At 71.1% G+C, this 18,789-nt stretch carries 19 protein-coding genes; 7 read left to right on the forward strand and 12 right to left on the reverse strand.

Annotation, left to right across the window (positions count from 1 at the left end):
* The coding region (locus LAO51_01670) for a UDP-3-O-acyl-N-acetylglucosamine deacetylase (GenBank protein MBZ5637445.1) at positions 1-281 on the reverse strand (281 nt) is incomplete at its 3' end.
* A gap of 396 nt (positions 282-677) precedes the next feature.
* Here LAO51_01670 and LAO51_01675 point away from each other — a divergent pair.
* From LAO51_01675 to LAO51_01695, 5 genes are all read left to right on the forward strand, one after another.
* The gene (locus LAO51_01675; GenBank protein ID MBZ5637446.1) at positions 678-1,826 is read left to right on the forward strand and encodes a tetratricopeptide repeat protein; all 1,149 of its coding nucleotides are present in this window, start codon (positions 678-680) and stop codon (positions 1,824-1,826) included.
* A 17-nt stretch (positions 1,827-1,843) separates the two neighbouring features.
* Positions 1,844-2,785 carry a hypothetical protein gene (locus LAO51_01680; GenBank protein MBZ5637447.1) on the forward strand — a complete coding sequence of 314 codons (942 nt, stop codon included), beginning with the start codon at positions 1,844-1,846 and terminating at the stop codon, positions 2,783-2,785.
* A gap of 109 nt (positions 2,786-2,894) precedes the next feature.
* A complete protein-coding gene (locus LAO51_01685) occupies positions 2,895-5,036 on the forward strand; it encodes a transglycosylase SLT domain-containing protein (GenBank protein ID MBZ5637448.1) in 2,142 nt (713 codons plus the stop codon).
* Positions 5,037-5,092: 56 nt separating this feature from the next.
* Positions 5,093-5,980, forward strand: coding sequence for a DMT family transporter (locus tag LAO51_01690; GenBank protein ID MBZ5637449.1), 888 nt, complete (start codon positions 5,093-5,095; stop codon positions 5,978-5,980).
* Positions 5,981-6,017: 37 nt separating this feature from the next.
* Positions 6,018-6,971 carry an MBL fold metallo-hydrolase gene (locus LAO51_01695; GenBank protein ID MBZ5637450.1) on the forward strand — a complete coding sequence of 318 codons (954 nt, stop codon included), beginning with the start codon at positions 6,018-6,020 and terminating at the stop codon, positions 6,969-6,971.
* A gap of 24 nt (positions 6,972-6,995) precedes the next feature.
* Here LAO51_01695 and LAO51_01700 read toward each other — a convergent pair whose 3' ends face one another.
* From LAO51_01700 to hslV, 5 genes are read right to left on the reverse strand one after another with little or no spacing between them, the layout of a single operon-like run.
* Positions 6,996-7,226, reverse strand: a complete 231-nt coding sequence (locus tag LAO51_01700) for a PGPGW domain-containing protein (GenBank protein ID MBZ5637451.1) — start codon at positions 7,224-7,226, stop codon at positions 6,996-6,998.
* Positions 7,223-8,053, reverse strand: a complete 831-nt coding sequence (dapF, locus tag LAO51_01705) for a diaminopimelate epimerase (GenBank protein MBZ5637452.1) — start codon at positions 8,051-8,053, stop codon at positions 7,223-7,225. The genes LAO51_01700 and dapF overlap by 4 nt, the downstream gene beginning before the upstream one ends.
* Positions 8,050-9,132 (reverse strand): hypothetical protein, encoded by a 1,083-nt coding sequence (locus LAO51_01710; protein MBZ5637453.1) that lies wholly within the window; start codon positions 9,130-9,132, stop codon positions 8,050-8,052. The genes dapF and LAO51_01710 overlap by 4 nt, the downstream gene beginning before the upstream one ends.
* 7 nt (positions 9,133-9,139) lie before the next feature.
* Complete coding sequence (hslU, locus tag LAO51_01715; protein MBZ5637454.1) at positions 9,140-10,528, reverse strand: ATP-dependent protease ATPase subunit HslU; 1,389 nt, start codon at positions 10,526-10,528, stop codon at positions 9,140-9,142.
* Positions 10,529-10,542: 14 nt separating this feature from the next.
* Positions 10,543-11,085 (reverse strand): ATP-dependent protease subunit HslV, encoded by a 543-nt coding sequence (hslV, locus tag LAO51_01720; GenBank protein MBZ5637455.1) that lies wholly within the window; start codon positions 11,083-11,085, stop codon positions 10,543-10,545.
* Between the two features lie 133 nt (positions 11,086-11,218).
* On the opposite strand from hslV, the gene LAO51_01725 reads away from it, so the two are divergent.
* A complete protein-coding gene (locus tag LAO51_01725; GenBank protein ID MBZ5637456.1) occupies positions 11,219-13,621 on the forward strand; it encodes a response regulator in 2,403 nt (800 codons plus the stop codon).
* Between the two features lie 52 nt (positions 13,622-13,673).
* Here LAO51_01725 and LAO51_01730 read toward each other — a convergent pair whose 3' ends face one another.
* Positions 13,674-14,111 carry a hypothetical protein gene (locus LAO51_01730; protein MBZ5637457.1) on the reverse strand — a complete coding sequence of 146 codons (438 nt, stop codon included), beginning with the start codon at positions 14,109-14,111 and terminating at the stop codon, positions 13,674-13,676.
* A 241-nt stretch (positions 14,112-14,352) separates the two neighbouring features.
* Here LAO51_01730 and LAO51_01735 point away from each other — a divergent pair, with 241 nt between their 5' ends.
* Positions 14,353-15,267, forward strand: coding sequence for a DUF72 domain-containing protein (locus LAO51_01735; protein ID MBZ5637458.1), 915 nt, complete (start codon positions 14,353-14,355; stop codon positions 15,265-15,267).
* Here LAO51_01735 and bamD read toward each other — a convergent pair.
* The 5 genes from bamD to LAO51_01760 form a co-directional block, all read right to left on the reverse strand.
* Entirely contained in the window at positions 15,264-16,106 is an 843-nt protein-coding gene (gene bamD, locus LAO51_01740) for an outer membrane protein assembly factor BamD (protein ID MBZ5637459.1), read from the reverse strand. The genes LAO51_01735 and bamD overlap by 4 nt on opposite strands.
* Positions 16,103-16,549 (reverse strand): acyl-CoA thioesterase, encoded by a 447-nt coding sequence (locus LAO51_01745; GenBank protein MBZ5637460.1) that lies wholly within the window; start codon positions 16,547-16,549, stop codon positions 16,103-16,105. The genes bamD and LAO51_01745 overlap by 4 nt, the downstream gene beginning before the upstream one ends.
* Positions 16,533-17,234, reverse strand: a complete 702-nt coding sequence (rpe, locus tag LAO51_01750) for a ribulose-phosphate 3-epimerase (GenBank protein ID MBZ5637461.1) — start codon at positions 17,232-17,234, stop codon at positions 16,533-16,535. Before rpe ends, LAO51_01745 begins: the two co-directional genes overlap by 17 nt.
* Before the next feature lie 4 nt (positions 17,235-17,238).
* Entirely contained in the window at positions 17,239-17,985 is a 747-nt protein-coding gene (locus LAO51_01755; GenBank protein MBZ5637462.1) for a PASTA domain-containing protein, read from the reverse strand.
* Between the two features lie 61 nt (positions 17,986-18,046).
* Positions 18,047-18,784, reverse strand: coding sequence for a TPM domain-containing protein (locus LAO51_01760; protein ID MBZ5637463.1), 738 nt, complete (start codon positions 18,782-18,784; stop codon positions 18,047-18,049).
* Positions 18,785-18,789 lie beyond the last annotated feature (5 nt).

Here is an 18,789-nt window from a genome sequence, read left to right on the forward strand (position 1 = left end):
ATCTCGACGCGGAGATCGTCCACCTGCAGCGCGTACAGCGCCGCCATCAGATGCTCCACCGTGCTGACCGCGACGCCGTCCTTCTGCAGGACCGTGGCGTAGAAACTCGGACCCGTGTGATCGAGGGTCGCAGGGATCTCGACCTCCGGGTGATCGGTGCGCAAGAAGAGGATGCCCGCTCCCGCCTCGGCGGGAAGGAGCCTCATTCGGACCTTGGCGCCGGAGTGCAGACCGACCCCGCGCACCTCGGCTTCCCTGGCGAGCGTCTGGCGGTTGTGCACCGGCCCCGTCCTCCGGCCGTCGGAATCCCGCGGGCACTATAACGTGAGCGCCGCCCGGCCGTCGACGGCCCGGCACGGTCCCGCCCTCTCCGCCCCGGGTTTCAGGCGGAACGGCCGGGCACCGTGGACGTATTGCATCTTTCGTTGACCGATGGCGAGGGCTGGTGGTAAATAGGAGGGGGAAGGCGCAGCGACGAGCCGTGGGGGCGCTGGCGGGCGGTCCCTGCGGACCCGGACCGGCGCCGACCGTCGCACCCGAGGGGTTCTCCAGCGATCGGTGGTCGAGTGGCCGCGAGCCCGGCAACCTCCGGCAAAGGTGGTGGAGTGAGCCCGAGCGAGGAACGAAAGGACCTGCCGCCGGGCACGAGGGTGCGACGAGGCAGCGCGCGTCGGCCCTTGAAGATCGATGGCCGCGAGCCTCGGAGCCTGTCGCCGAAGGAGTCCGACCATGCCGCCCATGCGGTCCTCTTCCTCGAGGAGGGTGTAGGCCGCTTCGGCGAGGGCGACCTGAAGGGGGCCATCGCGTCTTGGGAGAAGGCCCTCGAGTCGGATCCGGGCCTGGCCGAGGCGTGGAGCAACATCGGCAAGGCCAGCGAGATCGAGGGGCGCTACTTCGACGCCGCGCGATCGTTCCGGCGCGCCATCGAGATCCGGCGGGACCAGCACGAGGCGTGGTTCCACCTCGGCAATTCGGAGGACAGTTGCGGGCACTTCGGGGAGGCGGTGACCGCCTACCGGGAAGCGGTCCGGCTCGAGCCGGGCCTGTACGAGGCCTGGAACAACATGGGAAACGCCTACGTCCACCTCGGTCGTCTCGACGAGGCGGTGGAGTGCTATCGGCACGCGTTGTCGCGCCGACCCGGCTCGTACGAGTGCTGGGCGAACTTGGGGAACGCCCTGGTGGATCTCGCGGATCTCGATTCGGCGATCGAGGCGTACCAGCGGGCGATCGAGATCCGGCCCGACGGGCACCAGGTCTGGTACAACCTCGCGTTCGCCCAGGCCTCGAGCGGCCGTCTCGTGGAGGCCGCGGAGGGATACCGCCGAGCGGCCGGCCTGCTCCCCGACGACTACGAGGTCTGGTACAACCTCGGGAACACCTGTCTCGAGATGGGCCGTTTCGACGAAGCGGTCGAGGCGTTCCGATCGGCGCTCAGGGGCGGCGACGGGGACCACGAGGTCTGGAACAATCTGGGCAACGCGCTCGCGCAGCAGGGATGCCTCGTCGAGGCGACGGAGTGCTTCGAGCACGCGCTGCGGATCAAGCCGTCGTACGACCTCTCATGGAACAACCTCGGCAACGTTCTGGAGGAGCGCGGCGAACTCGCCCGGGCGACGAACGCCTACGACAGGGCGGTCTCGCTCGCGCCGTACCAAGCCACGTACCACCTCAATCTCGCGTCGGTGCTCGCCCGCCGCGGCGAGACCGACCGAGCCCGCGAGTCGCTCGCCCGGGCGCTCGGCCTCGCGCCCGAGTTACGCCAGCTCCTTCCGGGCTTCGCGGAGTTCGTCCCGATGCTCGGCCACCCGGACCTCCAGCTCTAGCGAAGGACGTGTGCGCGATGAGCCTCGATCCCGATGAGGACAGCCCGACCCTCGAGACCCTCCACCGAAAGGTCGCATCCCTCGCCGACGCGGTGCGACCCGCGGAGGTCTTCCGGCGCCTCCTCGACGCCTCCCGGTTGTTCGTGCCCCGGTCCGCGGTCTTCCTCTCCCGGGACGGGTGCTGGAAGGGCTGGGGCGCCTCGGGGTACGCGCGGGAAGCGTCGGAGCGTCTGCGCCAGGTCCGCGTGGTCGCGGGGGACGGACCGCTCGACCATCTCGTGCGACCCGAAGGGGAGGGCGGCGGCGTGCCGCTGCCCGCCGATGCTCTGCCCGAGTTCGGACAGCCTCCCGCCGCCGAGACGCGGGGGATTCCGCTTCGCGCCGGCACGCGGACCATCGGCGTCTTGGTCGCTCAGCGCGCGCCGGGCGAGGAGCCCTGGTTTCCGGCGGCGCTCGGGATCCTGACGACGGCCGCTCGCCTGAGGCTCGAGCTGGACCTCACCCTGAGGAAGCTCCAAGGCGCCGCCACGCCTCATACGTCGGACGGCGTTCCCGCCCTCACGGCTCCTTCCGGACCTCCCGCCCCGGAGCGACTCGCCGCTCCCGTCACGCCGGCGGAATCCTCGATCGCGCCGTGGCTCGGCCATCCAGCGACCCCGCCGGACGACTTGCGGCGCGAGGAAGCGCGCCGTTTCGCAAAACTCGTCGCAACGGACATCCGGCTCTACAACGAGGAGGCGGTGGTGCTCGGGCGGCGCGACCGGGACCTGTTCCGGCGCCTCGAGGAGCAGATCGAGAGGGGCCGGGAAGCCTTCGAGCGCCGCTTCCCCGATCTCGGCACGCCTGGCAGGGTCGTCCTGCACGAGGCGTACGTCGAGATCCTGGCGGGAGGCGACGCGGATCTGTTGCCGATGCCCGAAGCCGAGGAGCAGGGTCCCGAAGAGGCGCCCCAGGCCTGATCCGGCGCCTCGCGCGCCCCGCGGGCGCGGCCGCGCGGTGGACCTTCGCCGCCCGTGCCGCTAACATCGGCGACCGATGGTTCTTCGAGCCTGGCGCCCGCGCTCGCTGATGGTCGCCGCGATCGTCCTCGTGGCGGCGGGAGCGTCGCTCTGGTGGTGGACTCGGCCGCGTAGGTGGGACGATTCTACCCATCCGCCCCCACCGATCGAGCGGGCGATCGCGCGGTACGGAGCGGGGAAGCCGCGGGAGGCCGAGGAAGACGTTCGGCGATTCCTGCGCACCTATCGCGCTCCCGCTTGGGAGCCCCGGGCGCGCGTGCTGGCGGCCTGGAGCCTGGCGTCGCGCGGACGCGCCGCGGAAATCCCGTCGATCCTCCCGTCCCCGCTCGATCCGGGCGAGCCGCTTGCGGCCCACGTCGATCTTCTCCGGGCCCGCGGTCTCCTGGCCATCGGGCGGTGGAACGACGCCCTCGCGGTGGCGGGAAGGGCGGCGGCCGTGGAGGGATTTCCCGGCCGGGAGGAGGCCCTCCGATGCCAGGCGGCGGCGCTGGAGGGATGCGGGCGCGACCGGGAGGCGGCGGCGGTGCTCGACCGCGCCGGAAGCCCGGCGCTGCGTTTCGAGGCCGCGCGCATCGCGCTCCGCCACGCGGATCGCCAGGGGGCGAGGCGGCGCCTGACCGCGATCCTCCTCGAAGCTTCACCGGGCGACGACTCGGAGCGCGCTCTCGACACGCTCCTGACCGAGTTCCCGGACGCAGGGTCGAGATTCCTCCCGGCGGAGCGATCGCTCGCGCTCCGCGCCGCGCGCCGCACCAGGGACGCCGGGCGAGCCCAGGCCGCCCTCGATCTGGTCGAGGCCCTGCGTCCCAAGGGTGCCGGACCCGCCGCCCTTACCGCGGACGAGGCGCTCCTCGAGGCGGACCTGCTCGTAAAGCTCGGTCGCGACCCGGAGGCGGAGGCGTTCGTGATCCGCGCGGCGCGAGGTGACGCGGAGAGTGCCGCCGGCGCCCGGTATCTGCGCGCGAAACTCGACCTCGCGCGGGGGCGTGGCGGTGCGTACCGCGCCGGCCTCGAAGGACTGGCTTCGGCCGCCGGTGCATCCAGATGGCGGCTCCAGGCGCTGGCCGACCTCGCCCGGATCGAGGAGGGGCGGCCGTCGGAAACTGCGCTCCGGGCGTACCGGCGTTATCGCGACGTGGCCGGGAGCGCGGCGGAGCCGAGCCTCCTGTGGCGCGAGGCGTGGAACGCGTACGACCTGGGGCATGCCGATCAGGCCGACGCAGGAATGCGCCGCGTGTTGGACCGGCGCGACGCGCCGGACGGGATCCGCGCCGCAGCGCTCTACTGGGCGGGCCGCCGAGAGGAGCAGGCGGGCCGGAGCGCCGACTCGCGAAGCCAGTACCAGGAAATCGTCGCGCGATGGCCGAACCACTACTACGGGATGCTGGCGGCTCGTCGGCTCGGCGTCGCACCGCCCCGGCTCGCCGACCGACCGGTGCCCCCGTCGCCGGATCCGACGTCCCCGGTGTCGCGACGCTGGCTCGTCGCGGCGAGGTCGCTGCGTTCGATCAAGCTCTGGGAAGCGGCCTCCGCCGCCTACCGCGCCGCGGCCGGTGCGGCGGGGCCACGCTCGCGCTCCGTGGCGCTGGAGGCGGCGGACGCGGCGCTCTCGGAGGGAGCGGATGGAGACGCGGTCCAGCTCGTGCTCCTGGCCGTCAAGGATCGGGATTCCGCCAACCTCGCGGGGCTAACGCTCCGAGAGGCTCGTCTCGTCGTGCCGGCGCAGGATCCGGAGCGGCTCGCCGGAATCGCCCGCGCGTCGGGGCTCGACCCGGCGCTGGTCGCCGCCGTGGTCCTCCAGGAGAGCGCGTTCAACCCCCTCGCGCTCTCCTCCGCCGGAGCCCGCGGACTCCTCCAGCTCATGCCCGCGACCGGCGAGGAGGTCGCTCGGCGAATCGGATTGGCGGGATTCCGAGCCGATCGGTTGTTCGAGCCCGAGACGAATCTCAGGCTGGGCTGTGCCTACTTCCGGGACCTCCTGACCCGGCTCGGATCGCTTCCCGTCGCGCTGGCGGCGTACAACGCCGGCGCCTCGAGGGCCGTCCGCTGGACGGCTTCAGGAGACGACCCCGACGGGGAGCGCTACGTGGAGCGTATCCCGATCCCCGATACCCGCGGGTACGTGAAGCGCATCCTCGCCAACGTCCGGCTGTACCGGATCGCCTACTCCGAGGGGCTGGGCGCGAGGTGAGCCCCGAGGCTCGTCGGAGGATCGTGGGAGCGCGGCCCCCCTTCACGCGATCTAGGGTGGCCGCGGACGCCGCGCTCCTGCTGGCGACCGCGGTCTGGGGCACGAGCTTCGTGATCGTGCGCGAGGCGCTCGCCGAGGTTTCTCCGCTGGCCTTCGTGGCGTTGCGGTTCAGCGTCGCGGCGCTTCTCCTGGGCCCGTTCGTGGTGTGGCGTGGCGGGCTGCCGTCCCGGCGCGAGGTCGGCGCGGGCGCCGCCGTCGGCATCTGCCTGTTCCTCGGCTTCGCGACCCAGACCGAGGGACTGACGACCGAGGGACCGGCCCGCGCGGCGTTCCTCACGGGCCTCGGCGTCGTGATGGTCCCGGTGCTTCAGGTCGCGATCTACCGTCGCGTTCCTCCACCCCTCTCGCTCGCGGGAGTCGCGCTGGCCGCGGGCGGGCTCGCCACGATGACGGGCATCGGCGGCGGGGGCCCCTCGCGCGGCGATCTCCTGCTCGTCGCCTGCGCGGCCGCCTTCGCGCTCCAGATCCTCGCGGTGGATCGGTTCACCGCGGCGATCGGACCGCTTCGGCTCCTCGCCGTGGAGCTCGCGGTCGTGGCGGCGCTGGCTTGGCCGGCGGCCTTCGCGCTCGAGCCGGTCCTCATGCCCCGGAGCGCGGCGGGTTGGGGGGCGGTCGCCTCGATGGCGTTGCTCGCCACGCTCGGTGCTCTCCTCGCGCAGAACTGGTCGCAGCAGCGCACCCCCCCCACACGCGCCGCCGTGATTCTCACCCTGGAGCCGGTGTTCGCCGCGCTCTGCTCGAACCTGGTGACCGGCGAGAAGCTCCGCGGCGCCGCTCTCGTGGGCTCCCTGCTCGTCCTCGCGGGGATGCTCGCCGCCGAGATGCCCGGGCGACGGGCCACGAAAGGCGGAGCGGAGGATGCCGCGGCCTTCGGGCGCGGATAAACTATCCTGTGAGTCCGCACGTTTCCCGGAGGATCTCATGCAACGCATGCTCGGCATCGTGGTGACGACGACGGTCCTCTCGTTCATGGCGCCGGCGGCCTCGGCCGACGAGAGGCGGATCGGTCGCTTCGCCGTGGACACGCTGGCCGACGGGATCTACCTCTTCCGGCCGGCCGACGCCGGATCGGAGCGGACGAACTCCCTCGTGGTCGAGCGAGACGACGGCTTGCTCGTCGTGGACGCGCAGCCGTCGCCCGCGGCCGCCGAGGAGTTGCTCCGGGCGGTCGCGCGGATCACTCCCAAGCCGGTGCGCTATCTCGTCCTCTCGCACCCCCACGCCGATGCGGCCGGAGGGGCGTCCGCATTCCCTCTCGAGACCGCCGTGATCGCCTCCCAGGGTTGCCACGACGCGATCGCGGACGCCGGCTACGATTTCGGCGCGGAGGCGAGAGCTAGAGGGGGGAACGACTTCAAGGAGCCGAAGCGGCGAATTCCGACGGTGATCCCGGTCGGGACCCTCCTCCTCGACGACACGAAGCACCTCGTGCGGGTCTTCCCGCTCCCGAAGATGCCGGCCCATTCCGTCGGCGACCTCGTGGTGTGGGTCCCCGACTCGGGGGTGATCGCGATCGGAGATCTCCTGTTTCCGTCGCGCGCGCTCTGGATCAAGGGCGGGGATCTCGGCAACTGGATCGACGTCCTGAACGGCCTTCTCGAGGAGCGGCCGAAGATCGTGGTGACCCTCAGAGGCCCGGCGGAAGACACCCTGGAGATGCGGCGGACCCGTGACGCGGTGGCGTGGATTCGAGGCCAGGTTCAACAGGCGTTCGTCGACCGGCTCGCCCCCGGGATCATGCCGGATCGGATCATGGAATCGCCCGACCTCGCCAGCCAGTTCGGCCCGGAGGTTCCTCGGCCGACGCTCCGTGCGCTGATCGAGCAGGCGGTGCGGGAGGTCCAGGAGTTCCGGCGAAGGCACAGCATTTCGTGATCCCTCGAGAGCGCCGCGGGGAAATCATCGACCCGGCCGGCGACGGACGATCCCGTCCCTGACGCCGCGGCCGGCCCGTTTCAGGCGATCGAGGATCGCGCGCGCGAATCGGCTGTGGCCGCTCAGGATCGCGAGTCCCGCGAGGACGAGGACCCACCCCTGGATGAGAGGAAGGAACCCCGCGACGACTCCCACCGCAATGAGCGTCAGTCCGAGGATCCAGTCGGCGATCCTACGTGCTCGCGAGGCGCTCACCCCTCGAACCCCAGGGTCGCCTCGTGCGCTAAGGTGCCCTCGAAGACCACACGCGCGTCCCCCTCGAGGATCGCCGCCTCCGGCGCGTCCTTCGGCCCCGGCAGTTCCACGAGAAGCGGGATCCCGCTCCGAGGCGACACCCGCACCGAATCCCCGGTCCAGCCGAGGAGCCTCGCGGCGTGGGCCGCGGCAACGGCACCGCTTCCGCAGGCGAGCGTCTCCCCCTCGACGCCGCGCTCCCACGTTCGCACGGCGATACCGTCGTGCCGGCGCCCCATGACGTCGACGTTGGTCCCTTCGGTGCCGAATTGCGGGTGGAGGCGGAGCGCGGGCCCCCATGCCTCGAGCGGGGCGCAAGCCACGTCCACCACCGGCACGACGAAATGGGGAACTCCGGAGAGCACCTCCCGTCCGCCGACGATCGTGCCCGAGACGTCGAGCTCGAGCGTCCGCCCGGCGCGGGGGGGAGGAAGGACCAGTCGGACGCGATCGCCGAGAATCCGGGCCGGGACGTCGCCCACCGAGGTCTCGAGGACCAGGGTCTCGTGGACGAGGCTCTCGAGCACGGCGAACCGCGCAGCGCAGCGGCAGCCGTTTCCGCAGAACGCGGGGACGCCGTCCGGGTTGACGAACACGACGCGGATCCTGCCGGCCGAGGACGGCGTGACCACGAGGACGCCATCCGCGCCGACCGAGAGGCCCCGGCGGCACACTCGACGGGCCCACGACGCGAGCCCGTCCCCGAGCGCCTCCGCCTCGCGCGCGCCGATGACCACGAAATCGTTGCCCGCCCCGGACATCTTGACGATCCGCATGCCGGCGATCATCGTCCGCTCTCCGGGGCGGCCCCGGTGTCCTTCACCACGTCCACGGCAACGGTCTCGGAAGGAGGGCTCTCGTTGCCCGCGCGGTCCACCGCGGTCACCCGATAGGAGACGCGGTCCCCCGGTCGCACTTCGGGGTCGAGCAGGAACGGCTCGACCCCGAGGTCCGGACCGATCCTCTGCCACGCGCCGGTCTCGTTCCGGCGCGAAACACGGTATCCCGCCAAGTCCCGCTCCTGGTTCGGATTCCAGAACAGGCGGACGGCTTGCCCTTCCTGAACGGCGACCATTCCCGTGGGCGCCGCAGGCGGGAACCGGTCCTCCGCGCGCACCTCGACCTCGGGAGACGACTCGCTCTCGCGAAAGGGCGCGCCGTCGGACACCGCGGTCCGGACCGCGTAACGGTACGACTTGCCCAGCACCACCCCGGAATCGAGGTACTCCGCGGACGTCACCGGCTCGAGCTGCAACGGCTTGTCTCCGAAGGGTTGGTCGCGCTCGGCCCGGTAGACGTTGTACTTTGGCGTGCCCTCCTCCTTCGGCGGCTCCCAACTTAGACGGACCCCGTCCGCGGTCGCCTCGGCGCGCAGAGCGGTGGGGGCCGGAGGCGGCGCCACGGGAACCAGATCGGGGGCCACCACGAGGGGAGACGGCCGCCCCCTGCGGTCCCGCACCCGGACGGCGTAGCGCAGTGTCCAGTTCACACCCGTCCCCGCGAGGTCCCTCCAGGACGCGTCCTTCGCGGCGAGGCGGCCGCCCGAGCCGAGTGGATCCCCCTCGAGCTTCGCGACGATGACCCCCGCCCGCCGGAACGCGTCCGGGTCCTGCGGGGGACGAACCCCCGGGCCGTACGCGACTCGGACCAGCTCCGCCAGAATCGGCTGCTGCGACGGTCGGGGGCCTCGCGGCGCCGGCACGACGAACGAGATGTCGATCGCCTCCCCGATCTGGCGCGCCGCCACTTCCCTGGGCGGAGTCGGCCCCCGCGGCTCGGGGGGCCTGAGCGCTCCCTTCTTCCCGCACCCGGCCCCGATGATCACGAGGAGCGCGAGCGCGCCGGCGGCGGGAAGGAACCTGCGCATCGGTGGGTCAGAGGATGAAGCGCGACAGGTCGGTGTCGCTCGCGATATCGGCGACCCGATGCCGGACGTACGACGCGTCGACGACCACCCGGCGTTCCTCGGTCTCCGCGCCCGCGAACGACACGTCTTCGAGCACACGCTCCATCACCGTGTGCAGTCTCCGCGCGCCGATGTTCTCCGTCCGCCGGTTGACCTCCTCCGCGACCTCGGCGACCGCCGAGATGCCGTCGGGGGTGAAGACCAGCTCGATCCCCTCGGTCCCCAGCAGCGCCTGATACTGACGGACCAGCGAGCTCTCCGGCTCCGTGAGGATCCTCACCAGCTCGGCGCGCCCGAGCGAATCCAGCTCGACGCGGATCGGAAATCGTCCCTGGAGCTCGGGAATCAAGTCCGACGGCTTCGAGACGTGGAACGCCCCGGCGGCGATGAACAGCACGTGATCCGTCCGGACCATTCCGTGCTTGGTGCTGACCAGCGTGCCCTCGACGATCGGGAGGAGATCGCGCTGGACGCCCTCCCTCGAAACGTCGGGCCCCTGCCCGCCCTCGCGACCGGCGATCTTGTCGAGCTCGTCGATGAACAGGATCCCCTCCTCTTCGACCCGCCGGATCGCCTCGCGCTCGGTCTGGTCGGGATCGACGAGCTTCTCCTCCTCCTCGCGGCAGAGGATCTCCCTCGCCTGGGCGACCGTCAGGCGGCTCGTGCGCGATTTGCCCTGGAAAAGCCCCGGGAGCATGTCCCGGAGATTCATGTCGAGCTCCTCCATGCCCGCCTGGGAGAAGATCTTGAATGCCGCCGGCGCCGGCGCCGTCACCTCCAGCTCCACCGGGCGCGATTCGAGGCCCCCCGACTGAAGCTCGCGCTCGAGGACGGACCTCCTCAACTCTCGCGAGCCCGCCTCCCCGCGCTGCGGCGGCGGCCCCTCCCCGGCCCGCGGGTCGGATTCCCCCTGCGCGAGCAGCAGGTCCACGAGCCTGCTCTCGGCCGACTGCCTCGCCTGCGCCCTCACCTGCTCGCGCCGCTCCTGACGGACCATGTCGAGCGCGATTTCGACGAGATCCCTCACCATCGACTCGACGTCGCGCCCGACGTACCCCACCTCGGTGAACTTCGAAGCCTCGACCTTGAGGAACGGCGAGCCCGCGAGCCGGGCCAGCCGGCGCGCGATCTCGGTCTTGCCGACCCCCGTCGGTCCGATCATCAGGATGTTCTTCGGCACGACTTCCTCGGCGACCTCCGGCGGGAGCTTCCGTCTCCGCATGCGGTTCCGGAGCGCGATCGCCACCGCCCGCTTCGCCCGGGCCTGGCCCACGATGAACCGGTCCAGCTCCGCGACGATCTGCCGCGGGAGGAGCCCGGCGCCGGATTCCTGTGGCGTCTCGACACGGCCGGGCATGTAGAACACCACGCTCAGACCTCCTCGACCACCAGCTGGTCGTTGGTGTAGAGGTCGAGGCCGGCGGCGATCCGGAGCGCCTCGGTCACGACCGCCCGCGCGTCGAGCGCCGTGTGCAGGAGCAACGCGCGCGCGGCCGCCATCGCGGCCACCGAGCCGCTCCCGATGCCGAGTACGCCGTCGTCGGGCTCGATTAGGTCGCCGGTCCCGGAGAGCAAGAACGTTCGCTTCAGATCGGCCACCACGAGCATCGCTTCGAGCCTTCGGAGCGCCCGGTCGGTCCTCCAGTCTCGAACCAGCTCCACGGACGCCCGCTCGATCTGGCCCCCGTGGGCCGAGAGCTTCTCCTCGAAGCGCGTCAGGAGAGCGATGGCGTCCGCGGCGCCGCCCGCGAAGCCCGCCAGGACGGTCCCGCCGGCGAGCGTGCGGACCTTCCGCGCCCCCTGCTTCACGATGGTCCGGTCCAGGGTGACCTGGCCATCGCCCCCCATCGCCACCCGGCCGTCCCTGCGCAGCGTGAGGATCGTGGTCCCGGTGATGGTCGGACCGTCCGCCATGACGTTCACCTCCGGAGGGATCGAAGTGTAGAACGGATCCGGGACCAAGTCACTTCGAGGGCGGTCCCGACGGGGAAGGAGCCGGGGCCGAGGCAGTTCTCGTGGATGCCCGAGGGCCTCCGCACGAGCTAGTTTGGAGTCGAGGTACTATCTTTTGCGGGGGAGCCCTTCGGCTTCCGGTGCATGGAAGGAGGCGCGCACCCTGGGCCAGCTGAGCGCCGGAGCCAAGTCCTTCGCGTGGGTGGTGATCGTCGCCGGCCTCGTCGCTGGCGTGCGCCTCCTCGTCGGATTCGACCCCTCGACGTGGAACCCTTGGCCGGTCCTCCTCTTCGGCGTGCTGGGGGTCCTGGCGACCGCCCTCTCGGTCAGCTACCAGGGGTACCTGCCCAGCACCATCGTCCACCAGATCGGCACGTCGTTCGTCTACGCGCTGTTCTTCCTCGCCGATCCGGGAGCCACCTGCATCGTCCTGGTCGTCGTGAACGCCGCGGACTGGATCTTCAACCGACGTCGGGTCCTGACCGCGCTCTTCAACACGGGACAGCTCAGCTTCTCGCTCTGGGCGGCGGTGGAGGTCAGGGGCCTCCTGCGGCCGGGCTTCCGCGTGCTCGACGGCGTCGAGCCCGCGACCCTGTTCGCGGCGCTCTCGTCGCTCCTGGTCTTCTTCACGATCAATCACACGCTCACCCATGTGATCGTGAGCCTTGCCAGCCGCCGCCCCCTCCTGAGGCTCGACTTCGGCACTCGGAGCGGGATCCTGAACGAGATCTCCTGCATCGCGTCCGGGCTCGGAATGGCGGTGCTCTGGTGGGTCAGGCCGTGGCTCTCGCTGCTCGGTGTGCTCCCCGTCTGGCTCACGATGCTGCTCCTCGTCCTCCTGAGCCGCCGAGAGAAGGAGCTGGAGGCTCGTGAAGCGGAGCTCCGCTCCCTCCAGGATCTCGGCCTCGAGATCGGCGCGGAGCTGGACGCGGAGCGTCTTCGCAGCGCGGTGGTGAGGGTCGCGACCGAGGCGCTCCGCTCGTCCGGGGCGATCCTCGCGATCCTGGACGACGGCACCCGGCGGCTGCGCGTGCTCGCCACCCACGGCATCACGGGCGACCCGCCCTCCACGCTCTCCCTGGAGGGACTCGGCTCTGACCCCCTCGCGGACGGCAGGATTCTGCGCCTCGCGGCACTCGACGCGAGCCCCTCGGCGTGGCCGGAGATCCGCCGTCTCGACGCGAGCGGCATCATGGCGGCCCCGCTCCAGATTCTCGGACAGCACGCAGGCGTGCTGATCCTGTTCCACGGCACGGGGCGACGGTCCTTCGACGACGACGACGTCCGCCGGCTCGAGACGCTCGTCCGGTTCGTGGACATGGCCCTCTCGAACGCGCAACTCGTCGCCGACCTCAAGCAGGTCCAGACCCAGCTCCTCCAGACCGAGAAGATGTCGGCGCTGGGGATGCTGGTCTCCGGGGTCGCCCACGAGCTCAACAACCCGCTGACGTCCGTGGTGGGTTACACCCAGCTCCTCCTTTCGAGCGAGCCGGACGCCGAGCGCCGGAGGATGCTGGGCAGAGTGGCATCGGAGGCCGAGCGCGCCGGTCGGATCGTCCAGAACCTCCTCACGTTCTCCCGCAAGCACAAGTCGGAAAAGCAGCCGACCGACATCAACGAGGTGCTGGACCAGGTGCTGGATCTCCGAGCGTACGAGCTGCACGTGAGCAACGTGGAGCTGGTCCGGCGCCTGAGCCCGGGACTCCCCAGCGTCGTGGTGGACCGGCACCAGATCCAACAGGTGTTCCTCAACCTGCTGACGAACGCCGAGCACGCCGTCAAGCACGTTCCCCGGCGCGGGCGTCTGGTCGTCGAGACGCGGGAGCACGACGGTCGGATCCGCGTGGTGGTCTCGGACAACGGCCACGGCATCTCGTCGGACAATCTCGGGAAGGTCTTCCTCCCGTTCTTCACCACGAAGGAGGTCGGCCAGGGCACGGGGCTCGGTCTGTCGATCTGCTACGGGATCGTCCAGGAGCACGGGGGGACGATCGACGTGGAGAGCCGCGACGGTGAGGGGGCGTCGTTCGTGGTCGAGATCCCGGCGACCCCCGGAGCGCACGAGGCGCAAGAGAAGGCGGCGGTCACCCCGGCCCCTGCCCCGCTGGCATTCGCCGGGGGGGCGCTCCTCGTGGTGGACGACGAGGAGCCCATCGCGGACCTGGTCCGTGACGTCCTCGAGGCGCAGGGGTGGACGGTGAGCTCGGCGAAGGAGGGCTCGGAAGCGCTCAGGCTCGTCGCGCAGAGGCGTTTCGACGTGCTGCTAGTGGACATGAAGATGCCCGGGATGGACGGCCAGACGTTTTACGAGGTGCTGAGGAAGTCACACCCCGAGCTGGCGCGCCGCGTCGTGTTCTCCACCGGCGACGCGGGCAGCGACGGGACGAGTCAGTTTCTCGACACCGCCGGGAATCCGGTCCTGGGCAAGCCGTACGATCTCCGATCGCTCGTCGAGACCGTGTCCCGGGTCGCCGGCGGGTCCACGCAGGTGCACTGACCGCGCGCGCGCTCCGGCAGGAACGCCCGGAGGCGCCGCGACGGGCCCTCGCCTACTGGAGGTCCTTGGGGCCGGGGACGATCGGGGCGGCGTCGGTCTCGCGGCGGACGCCGCGGCGAACGCCGAGTGCGTAGGCCGCCGCCTCGAGCCGCTCGCCGCTCTCCCGGATCCTGCGGGCGCTGTTCTCGAGGTGGGTCTTGGCCTGCCGGAGCTGGTCGGCGGGTTCGCGGTAGAGGTCCCTCGCGCGTCCGAGGCCTTCCTGCATCCGGGTCAGTGACCGCCGTGCCTCCGCGGACGAGGTGCGGATCATCTCTTCGCGGCGGAACGCTTCTTCGAGGGCGGAGAGGAACGGATCGGCGGCCTCGTCGAGCGAGATCGCCTTGCTCGTGAACAGCGCGCGCACCTGCTCCACGAACGCGAGCGGAGCGCCGGTCAGCCGGGCCAGGTCTTCGATCTCCTCGGCGATGCTCTTGGGACGTCGATCGGACATCGCTCCATCTCTCCTGTTCCCGTTTCCTATTTACGATGAAAACCGGAGCGGTCAAGCGGAAAGGTCGGACGAAGTCGGCCCGCGTTCCGTCGCCGGAACGCGGGCCGCTCGCGGAGCGCGTGACGAATGCCGATCGCGCCGAGAAGCGCGAAACCGCGGCGCGGAGGCGCATCTCCAGCACGTTTCCGTAACGTGCCGATGCGACGTCGGCGTCCCGAGCGGTAGTCTTTTCGGCGGCCGGGTGCATCATGTCGCGCAGGAGAAGGACCATGGGGTGATCCGGGTGGGCGTCGCGGGCTGGGACTATCCCGACTGGCGCGGGACCGTGTACCCCTCGAGGCCCGGCGGAGTCTTCGACCGCCTCGCCTACCTCGCGCGATTCGTCGATCTCGTGGAGATCAACAGCACGTTCTATCGTCCGGTGGATCCGCGCGTCGCGTCGTCGTGGACGCGACGGACGGCGCATCGGAACGGATTCCGTTTCACCGCGAAGGCGCACCGCTCGTGGACGCACGAGGCCGCGGACCCGGTCTCGGCGGTCCCGCTCACGCTCGCGGGTCTCGAGCCGCTCCGCGAGGCGGGAAGGCTGGGCGCGTTGCTGGTGCAGTTCCCGCAGTCCTTCCACCTCGGCGTGGCGTCCGTGGCTCGGCTGGACCGCCTGCTCGACCTCCTCGAGGGGTGGCCCGTCGTGGTCGAGGTGCGCCACGCTTCGTGGGACGACGCCGGATTCCGGGAACGCCTGCGGTCGCGCGGCGCGGGACTGTGCGCCGTCGACCAGCCGCGGGTGGGCCGCGCGACGCTCCCCCCGTTGGCCGTGGTCACCGCCGGGGTCGCCTACCTGAGACTCCACGGGCGGAACGGGGCCGACTGGTTCCGCGAGGGCGCCGGGCGCGACGCCCGCTACGACTATCTCTACGCCGAGGACGAGCTGCGGCCCCTCGCCGCGATGGCCGTCGAGATGTCCCGCGGCGTGCGCGAGGTCTTCGTCGTCCAGAACAACCACTTCCGCGGGAAGGGGCTGGCGAACGCCCTGATGATGAAGCGGCTTCTCGGCGACGAGCGGCCGGACGCCCCCGAGGAGCTCTGCGCAGCCTATCCGGCGCTGCGCGGCATCGTCGAGGTCCGGCGAGAAGGGCTGTTCGGGACGCGCGGCTAGCGCTGGTTCGGCCCGGCGCCCTTCGCCGCGTCGCCGGCGGGACTCCCGCCCGACAGGCTCGCCAGCAGCTTTCGGGCCTCGGCTGCGTGCGCGTCGCGTGGATAGTCGGCGACGAGCTTGTCGAGGTAGATCGTCCCCTCGACCCTGTTCTTCGCGAGGATCAGCGCCCGCCCGAGCTCCAGGTACACCTTCTGTTTCTCAGCGTACCTGGAATAGTTCGCGAGGATTCCACGGAACCTTTCCGCGGCGGAGAAGTACGCGTGCCGCTTCACGTAGTACCGGCCGACCAGGTACTCGTGCTCCGCGAGGTGCACCTCGGTGAGCTCGATCATCCCCCGCGCCGGCGCCGAATAGACCGAGTCCGGATACCGCTTTTCGACGTCCTCGAAGTCGGCGATGGCCGCGCGGGTCTGGCTCTGGTCCCTCGCGGGGCTGCTGATCTGCTTCAGGGAGCAGATCCCCGCCTGGAACTGCGCGTAGGCGGCCCTCGGATGGTCTCCGTAGAGCGTGACGAACTCGACGTATTTCGAGCGGGCATCGATCAGGGAGATCGAGTCCCCGGTGTAGAACAGCACGTCGGCGAGCGCCAGCCGGACCAGGGGCTCCAGCGCGGGCCGGTTCTGAGCGTTGAACTGGACGCCTTCGAGGAGCGATTTCGCCTTGGCGAGGTGGTGCCGTTGCAGCTCGCCCATCCCCCGGGCGTACAGATCCTCGGCGACCAGGAGCCCCTTCCCCTGTTCCCCTCCTCGCCGGTGGGCCGCCCCGCAGCCCGCGGAAGCGGCGGCGATCGCGAGCGACACGAGAGGAACGAGGACGCGGTGGGACCTTGGGGGCGTCATGCTCGGTCGCTCCGCGGACCGGACAGCTTCGAGCGCAGGCCTTCCGGAAGGCGCCGCGGGCGGCCGTCCCGTCCGACGGCCGCGTGCACGCTGAATCCGGCGGCGACCGGCGACCCGTCGGCGGCTCGATCGATCTCGTACTCGAACCGGACCCTGGCGCCGCGCGCCGACACGAGCTGCGTCGTGATCTGCAACACCTCGTCGTATCGGGCCGGAGCGAAGTAACGGGCGCCCACCTCGGCGACGGGAAAGAGGATCCCGTCCAGCTCTTCCACCTCCGCGTACGGGCAACCCAGATCGCGCATCAGCTCCGTCCTTCCCAGCTCGAACCAGACGAGGAAGTGGGTGTGATGAGCCACTCCCATGCGGTCCGTCTCGGGGTACCGGACTCGGGTCGTCGTCCGGCCGACCCGGGACGAGCCCCCGTCAGCGCTCCGAGCCATGCTCTTCGAGGGCCGAAAGGCGGGCCGACATTCTCGCCGCATGCGCGCGGGGGCTGCCTTCCCCGAAAATCGCGTGGCCCGCCACGATCAGATCGGCACCCGCCAAGACCAGCTCGTCCAGGTGATCGAGGGTCACGCCGCCGTCCACCTCGATCCGCGTCTTGAGACCCGCATCGTCGATCCGCCGCTTGAGGTCCCGGATCTTCCTCGTCGCGCCGGGGATGAACGCCTGCCCGCCGAATCCCGGATCGACCGTCATGACGAGGACGAAGTCCGCGAACGGCAGGATCTCGTCGAGGCTCGTGAGCGGCGTTCCGGGGTTCAGCGCGACGCCCGCCTCCGCGCCGTGATCGCGGATCGCCTGCACGGTGCGGTGAAGATGGCGCGCCGCCTCCACGTGGACGGAGATGAGGTCGGCCCCCGCGCGTCTGAACGTCTCGAGGTACCGGTCGGGCTCCTCGATCATCAGGTGGCAGTCCACCGGGAGCTTCGTGGCGCGGCGCACCGCCGCGGTCACGGCTGGCCCCACGGTGAGATTCGGCACGAAGTGCCCGTCCATCACGTCGACGTGGACGAGCCCGGCGCCCCCGGCCTCCGCCTCGCGGATCTCCTCCGCCAGGCGTCCGAAATCCGCCGACAGGATCGAGGGTGCCAGCAGCGCCGTCACGTCCGGGTCCCCTCCCATATCTTCACCGCGCCACCGTCAGGTCCACCGCGTCGCGGGAGGACACAGGATAGCCTTCCGGCGGCAACTGGCCCACCACGGTCCCCGCAGGGCGGCCCGAGGCCTCCACCTTGCGCACCGTGCCCTTCCGGAACCCGCACGTCGAGATCCACGCCTCGACCTTCGCGATCGGCCGGCCGGTCAAGTCCGGCATGACCCAGAGGACCGGCGGCGGGCCGCTCGAGACGAGGCGGTGGATCCGCATCCCACCGATCGCGAGGCTCTCCGGGGGCGGCACCTGCGCGACGACCGTCCCCGGTGCGACGGCCCGGGATGGAACGACGGCATCGTCGCCTGCGACGAGGCCGTCCCGCCGCAGCTCCACCACGGCCTGGCGGTCGGCCTTCCCCACGAGATCCGGCACCTTGAGCACCTCACCGCCGAGGCTCAACACGACCCGGATCTTCCTGCCGCGCCTGACCGACGCTCCGGCCGGCGGATCCTGCTGGAGGATCCGGCCGCTCGGGACCAGAGCGTCATGGCGCTCCTGGGCCACCTCGACCACGAGATCGCGCGCGGCAGCCCGCCGCTCCGCTTCGCGACGGTCGGTCCCCGAGAGATCCGGGACCGCAACTTGGGTGGAGCGCGTCTCGATCTTGAGGACGGCGAGGAACGACACGGCGGCCACGACCACCGCGAGGACTCCGACGCCGAGGACCCACGCCGCAACGATTCCGGTCCTATTAAGCCACCGTCGCTCGCCTCCGCTCATTCGCGCTCCCGATCGGGCGCCCGCATTATAGAAGCTCGTTCCCGCGCTCGGCTCGCCCCGCTCACCAGCCGCCGGACGCTCCTCCGCCCCCGGAGAAGCCGCCGCCGCCCGAGAATCCTCCACCGGAGAACCCGCCCCCCGATCCGCCCAGGAAACCGCCGCCCCCGCCGTAGAACCCGCCCGGGGATCGGAAACGACGTCCCCCGCCCCGGCCGCGGAACGCCGCGCTACGCGCGGCCGACAGCAGCCCCGTGATCAGGATCAGGACGACGTAGGCGAGCGGAAGCCAGGGCCTCCGCCCGCCGCGCCGGGAATTCGCCGTGTACTCCCCGCGGGTCGCGGAGATGATGGCGCGCGACGCGGCCTCGATCCCACCCGCGTAGTCCCCCTGCCGGAAGCGCGGGGCAAGCGTCTCGGCGAGAATGTCGCTCGCGACCGCGTCGGTGAGCTTCGCCTCGAGTCCGTAGCCGACCTCGATCCTGGCCCGGCGCTCGTCGAGGAAGATCGCCAGGAGCACGCCGTTGTTCCGGCCCTTCTGCCCCAACTTCCAACGCTCGAAGAGTCGGTTCGTGAAATCGTTCAGGTCGTCGCCGCCGAGGGAGCGGAAGACCGCGACCACGACCTGGTCGGTGGACTCCCGCTCGTACGCCTCGAGGACGAGCTCGATTCGCCCTCGCGAGGCGGCGTCGAGGACGCCTGCGTAGTCGTTGACCCGCGCCGAGGGAGACGCCGGGATCTCGAGCGCCGCCGCGATCGTGATCGCGGTGGCCACGACCGCGGTCGCCGCGCTCCATTTCATCGCCA

It is taken from the genome of Terriglobia bacterium (assembly GCA_020073205.1).
Lineage (GTDB): Bacteria > Acidobacteriota > Polarisedimenticolia > Polarisedimenticolales > JAIQFR01 > JAIQFR01.

Bases quoted from the DNA above. Each gene is read 5' to 3' on its own strand.
- LAO51_01680 (MBZ5637447.1), top strand. From the start codon at position 1,844: ATGAGCCTCGATCCCGATGAGGACAGCCCGACCCTCGAGACCCTCCAC.
- LAO51_01685 (MBZ5637448.1), top strand. From the start codon at position 2,895: ATGGTCGCCGCGATCGTCCTCGTGGCGGCGGGAGCGTCGCTCTGGTGG.
- LAO51_01695 (MBZ5637450.1), top strand. From the start codon at position 6,018: ATGCAACGCATGCTCGGCATCGTGGTGACGACGACGGTCCTCTCGTTC.
- dapF (MBZ5637452.1), bottom strand. From the start codon at position 8,053: ATGATCGCCGGCATGCGGATCGTCAAGATGTCCGGGGCGGGCAACGAT.
- LAO51_01710 (MBZ5637453.1), bottom strand. From the start codon at position 9,132: ATGCGCAGGTTCCTTCCCGCCGCCGGCGCGCTCGCGCTCCTCGTGATC.
- hslU (MBZ5637454.1), bottom strand. From the start codon at position 10,528: ATGCCCGGCCGTGTCGAGACGCCACAGGAATCCGGCGCCGGGCTCCTC.
- hslV (MBZ5637455.1), bottom strand. From the start codon at position 11,085: ATGGCGGACGGTCCGACCATCACCGGGACCACGATCCTCACGCTGCGC.
- LAO51_01730 (MBZ5637457.1), bottom strand. From the start codon at position 14,111: ATGTCCGATCGACGTCCCAAGAGCATCGCCGAGGAGATCGAAGACCTG.
- bamD (MBZ5637459.1), bottom strand. From the start codon at position 16,106: ATGACGCCCCCAAGGTCCCACCGCGTCCTCGTTCCTCTCGTGTCGCTC.
- LAO51_01745 (MBZ5637460.1), bottom strand. From the start codon at position 16,549: ATGGCTCGGAGCGCTGACGGGGGCTCGTCCCGGGTCGGCCGGACGACG.
- rpe (MBZ5637461.1), bottom strand. From the start codon at position 17,234: ATGGGAGGGGACCCGGACGTGACGGCGCTGCTGGCACCCTCGATCCTG.
- LAO51_01755 (MBZ5637462.1), bottom strand. From the start codon at position 17,985: ATGAGCGGAGGCGAGCGACGGTGGCTTAATAGGACCGGAATCGTTGCG.
- LAO51_01760 (MBZ5637463.1), bottom strand. From the start codon at position 18,784: ATGAAATGGAGCGCGGCGACCGCGGTCGTGGCCACCGCGATCACGATC.